The 5,100-nt window shown below is 67.7% G+C and carries 3 protein-coding genes and 1 rRNA gene; all 4 read left to right on the top strand.

Annotation, left to right across the window (positions count from 1 at the left end; all coding sequences use genetic code 11):
• Positions 1 to 282 precede the first annotated feature (282 nt).
• Positions 283 to 1,512 carry an argininosuccinate synthase gene (locus MU407_RS13490; RefSeq protein ID WP_246958241.1) on the top strand — a complete coding sequence of 410 codons (1,230 nt, stop codon included), beginning with the start codon at positions 283 to 285 and terminating at the stop codon, positions 1,510 to 1,512.
• Positions 1,509 to 2,996, top strand: a complete 1,488-nt coding sequence (argH, locus tag MU407_RS13485) for an argininosuccinate lyase (protein WP_246958239.1) — start codon at positions 1,509 to 1,511, stop codon at positions 2,994 to 2,996. The genes MU407_RS13490 and argH overlap by 4 nt, the downstream gene beginning before the upstream one ends.
• 198 nt (positions 2,997 to 3,194) lie before the next feature.
• On the top strand, positions 3,195 to 4,463 hold the full coding sequence (gene tyrS / locus MU407_RS13480; RefSeq protein ID WP_102237028.1) for a tyrosine--tRNA ligase: 1,269 nt from the start codon (positions 3,195 to 3,197) through the stop codon (positions 4,461 to 4,463).
• Positions 4,464 to 5,040: 577 nt separating this feature from the next.
• Positions 5,041 to 5,100 (top strand): 16S ribosomal RNA (locus MU407_RS13475); the annotation flags it as partial.

The following is a 5,100-nucleotide window of genomic DNA, read 5'->3' as shown; positions in this document are numbered from 1 at the left end:
TGGCGCTCGATGAGATCGCCCACCGTGGTGAACCCCTCGCGGATCGCCTCGAGCAGGCGCCGGTCCACGTCCTCGAGCTCCCCGGCCGCGGGAATCTCGCCGACGTTCTTCGCGATCATCGCGGCGGCGCGGGTGACCAGGTTGCCCCCCCCCCCCCCCCCCCCCCTCCCCGCGCGGGGCGCAGCCGATGCAGGTGGCATGACCGCCGTGGCCCCCGAACACCCCAGCGCTCGGGCGCCCCGCGCCCACCCCATAGACCCCCATCTCTTGAGGAGAAACACCGTGACCGAACGCATTGTCCTCGCCTACTCCGGCGGCCTCGACACGTCCGTGGCCATCGGCTGGATCCACGACGCCACCGGCGCTGACGTCATCGCCTGCGCGGTGGACGTCGGCCAGGGCGGAGAGGACCTCGAGGTCATCCGCCAGCGTGCCCTGGACTGCGGCGCCGTGGAGGCCTATATCGCCGATGCCCGCGACGAGTTCGCCGCCGAATACTGCATGCCCGCCCTCAAGGCGAATTCCCTGTACATGGACGCCTACCCGAACGTCTCGGCGATCTCCCGGCCGGTGATCACCAAGCACCTGGTGAAGGCCGCCAAGAAGTTCGGTGCCACCACCGTGGCCCACGGCTGCACCGGCAAGGGCAATGACCAGGTGCGCTTCGAGGTCTCCATCACCTCCCTTGCCCCGGAGCTGCGCTGCATTGCCCCCGTGCGGGACCTCGCGCTCACGCGCGACAAGGCGATCGACTACGCCGAGCGCAAGGGCCTGCCGATCGCGACCACGAAGCACAACCCGTTCTCGATCGACCAGAACGTATGGGGCCGCGCGATCGAGACCGGCTTCCTCGAGGACATCTGGAACGAGCCCACCAAGGACGTCTACTCCTACACCGATGACCCCGCCTTCCCGCCCGTGGCCGACGAGGTGACCATCACCTTCGAACACGGCATCCCGGTGCAGATCGATGGCCGCTCGGTCACGCCGCTGGAGGCCATCCAGGAGCTCAACCGCCGCGCCGGCGCCCAGGGCATCGGCCGCATCGACATCGTCGAGGACCGCCTGGTGGGTATCAAGTCTCGCGAGGTCTATGAGGCCCCCGGTGCGATGACCCTCATCACCGCCCACCAGGAGCTCGAGCGGGTCACCCTGGAGCGCGAGCAGGCCCGCTTCAAGCGCATGGTGGGCGACCGCTGGACCGAGCTGGTCTACGACGGCCAGTGGTTCTCCCCGCTCAAGAAGTCCCTGGATGTGTTCATCGACGACACCCAGCGGTACGTGAACGGTGATATTCGCATGATCCTGCACGGCGGCCGCGCCACCGTCGCCGGGCGCCGCTCCGAGACCGGCCTGTACGACTTCAACCTCGCCACCTACGACGAGGGCGACACCTTCGACCAGAGCAGCGCCCGCGGCTTCATCGACATCTACGGCTTGGCCGCCAAGCAGGCCGCTGCCCGCGACGTCGCCCACGGCAACGGTGAGAACCTCGAGGCGGAGAACGCATGAGCACCGAGCACAGCCCCGAGCCCGCGAGCGGCGCAGCACAGGCCCACGCGCACGCCGCCCTGTGGGGCGGCCGCTTCGGCACCGGACCCGCAGCAGCCCTCGCGGCGCTGTCGGACTCCACGCACTTCGACTGGCGCCTGGCCCAGTACGACCTACGCGGTTCAAAGGCCCACGCTAACGTTCTGCACACCGCCGGTCTGCTGGATGATGCCGAGCTCGCCGCGATGCAGCAGGCGCTCGATCAGCTCGCGGCGGACGTCGCCTCCGGTACGTTCACCGCGGCGCCCGAGGATGAGGACGTGCACACGGCCCTCGAGCGCGGCCTCATCGAGCGGGCCGGACCGGAGCTCGGTGGGAAGCTGCGCGCCGGGCGCTCCCGGAACGATCAGATCGCGACCCTGATCCGCCTGTTCATCCGCGACCAGTCGCGGGCCCTCGGCGACCAGGTGCTGGATCTTGTCGATGTGCTCATCGCCCGCGCGCGGGAGGTCCACGGAGCGCCGATGCCCGGCCGCACCCACCTCCAGCACGCCCAGCCGCTGCTGCTCAGCCACCACCTGCTGGCCCACGCCTGGCCCCTGCTGCGCGACGTGCAGCGCCTGCGGGACCTCGATGCCCGCGCGGCGCTGTCCCCCTACGGGTCCGGGGCCCTCGCCGGCTCCTCCTTGGGGCTGGACCCGCAGGCCGTCGCCGTGGAGCTGGGCTTCGCCGATTCCGTGTGGAACTCGATCGACGGCACCTCCGCGCGGGACCTCACCGCGGAGTTCGCCTTCGTGCTCACGATGATCGGCATCGACCTCTCGCGTCTGGCCGAGGAGGTGATCGTGTGGAACACGAAAGAGTTCTCCTTCATCACCCTGGATGACTCCTACTCCACCGGCTCCTCGATCATGCCGCAGAAGAAGAACCCGGACATCGCCGAGCTCGCCCGCGGCAAGGCGGGCCGGATGATCGGCGACCTCACCGGGCTGCTGTCCACGCTGAAGGCCCTGCCGCTCGCCTACAACCGGGACCTGCAGGAGGACAAGGAACCGGTCTTCGACCAGGTGGACACCCTGGAGCTGGTGCTTCCGGCCTTCACCGGCATGATGGCCACCCTCACCTTCCACACGGACCGGATGGCGGAGCTGGCCCCGCAGGGCTTCTCCCTCGCCACGGACATCGCCGATCACCTGGTCCGCCGCGGGGTGCCCTTCCGCTCGGCCCATGAGATCTCCGGCGCCTGTGTGAAGCTCGCCGAATCCCGCGGTCAGGAGCTGTGGGATCTCAGCGATGAGGACCTCGCCGGGATCTCCGAGCATCTCGATCCCTCAGTCCGTGAGGTGCTGAGCGTGGACGGCTCGATCGCCTCCCGGGATGCGAAGGGCGGCACCGCCCCCGTCCGGGTGGCCGAGCAGGAGGATGCCGCGGAAGCAGAGGTCGAGCAGCTGCGCGCCTTTACACGCGACGCCCTCACCGGCGACGGGGCAGACCGCGGCGCGTAGGCCTGAGCGGATCCCCGCGACAGGCCGCGCATCTGTGACAATGGCGTCCGGGACCCGATCGGGACCCGGGCGCCGTCCCGTCGGCCCCGTGCCCGCGGACGGACACCCACCACTCCGGCCTCATGACCGGAGACCGACGACCCGGTCCTATGGCCGGTTCTGGCGCCGAGTGCGCCCTGACCCTCGAGGAGAGACCTGATGCATTCCGTCCTGGACGAACTCGCCTGGCGAGGCCTCGTCGTGCAGACCACCGGGCGTGAGGCGCTCGGCAGCGCTCTGGCGGACGGAGAGATCAGCCTGTATTGCGGCTTCGACCCCACGGCCTCGTCGCTCCACGTCGGTCACCTCACCCAGGTGCTCACGATGCGACGCTTCCAGCTGGCCGGGCATCATCCCTACGCCCTGGTGGGCGGCGCGACGGGCCTCATCGGTGATCCGCGGATGTCCGGGGAGCGCGTGCTGAACGATGCCGACATCGTGGCCCAGTGGGTCGAGGGACTGCGCGATCAGATCTCCCGATTCCTGGACCTCGAGGGCCCACATGCGGTGACCATGGTGAACAACCTGGACTGGATCGGACAGATGGGCGCGCTCGAGTTCCTGCGCGACATGGGCAAGCACTTCCGCATGGGCACGATGCTCGCCAAGGACACCGTGGCCCGTCGCCTCGCCAGCGATGAAGGCATCAGCTACACCGAGTTCAGCTACCAGGTGCTGCAGGGCATCGACTACCTCGAGCTGTACCGCCGCCATGGCATCACCCTGCAGTACGGCGGCAACGATCAGTGGGGGAACCTTGTCTCCGGAGTGGACCTCATCCATAAGGTCGAAGGGACGGACGTCCACGCCCTGACCACACCGCTGGTGACCAAGGCCGACGGCACCAAGTTCGGCAAGTCCGAAGGCGGAGCGGTGTGGCTGGACCCTGAGCTCACCAGCCCGTACGCCTTCCACCAGTTCTGGCTCAATGCCGCCGACGCGGACGTGGTGAACTACCTGAAGTTCTTCACCTTCCGCGACCGCGAGGACATCGCCGAGCTGGAGCGCGCCACCCAGGAGGCCTCGCATGAGCGGGCTGCCCAGAAGGCGCTGGCCGATGACATCACCACCCTGGTCCACGGCCAGCAGGCCACTGACCAGGCGAAGGCGGCAGCGGCCGTGCTGTTCGGGCGCGGGGACGTGCGTGATCTGGATGAGCCGACCCTGCAGGCTCTCGCCCAAGAGCTGCCGACGGTGGAGCTGCCGAGCAGCGCGGTGCTCATCGATGCGTTCTGCGAGGTCGGGATCACCGCGTCGAAGGGTGCGGCCCGCCGTGATGCGACGGGCGGCGGGCTGTCGGTGAACGGCCAGAAGGTCGCGGCCGAGGAGCTCGAGCAGGAGCTCGGTGCCCTGAATGCGCTGCCCGGTGGCTACGTCCTGCTGCGCCGCGGCCGTAAGAACGCGGCGATGGTCCACCTGAAGCGGTGATCCCGCTGACAGATGCACCTCACATCCGGGTGAACAACGGCGCTCCGGGTCCTGAGAAAGCTCGCTGACCAGCGGCGTTCGTCCACGATGACGGTGAACGCGAGGTGACGCGGGAGTTTGACCCCGGCTGAGGCAGGGCCTACTGTAGTCGTCTGTCAGCACGACCGGAAGTGCCCGAAAGGGTCGCCCACAGCGACCACCCACAGGGTTCCGCGAGGAGCTGACCGACGGGACCGGGAGACCGGGAGCGTCGAGTGGCTCTGGCCTTCTGCCCTTCAAGGGAATCATGAGACCGGAACCACAGCCCGCCGAGTTGATCCGGCCGGCGAGGAACTGCTAGAGTAGTGACTCGCGCCGGGACGACGAAGCTAAAGCGTCGCCACGGAGAAATCCGCGGCGCACCCGAGCCTCTGACTCGGCCTGCTGAGCAGGTCGGTGATGATGTGCGCGTGTTGTTTGATATCTCAATAGCGTGTCTGTTTGTTGATGCCATTTTTTGTATGGCAATTGTTGATGGACAACAGCAGTAATGCTGGTTGTTTGTCTGTTTTTGCTGGGATTTATTGTTTTTCATGTTTTCATGGAGAGTTTGATCCTGGCTCAGGACGAACGCTGGCGGCGTGCTTAACACATGCAA

Origin of the sequence: Brachybacterium sp. Marseille-Q7125 (assembly GCF_023062615.1) — a bacterium.
GTDB lineage: Bacteria > Actinomycetota > Actinomycetes > Actinomycetales > Dermabacteraceae > Brachybacterium.
Note: the sequence above shows the minus strand (reverse complement) of the source record. Positions and strands in the feature narration are given on the sequence as shown.

Coding starts and splice junctions, on each gene's coding strand:
- tyrS (WP_102237028.1), top strand. CDS start 3,195: ATGCATTCCGTCCTGGACGAACTCGCCTGGCGAGGCCTCGTCGTGCAG.
- argH (WP_246958239.1), top strand. CDS start 1,509: ATGAGCACCGAGCACAGCCCCGAGCCCGCGAGCGGCGCAGCACAGGCC.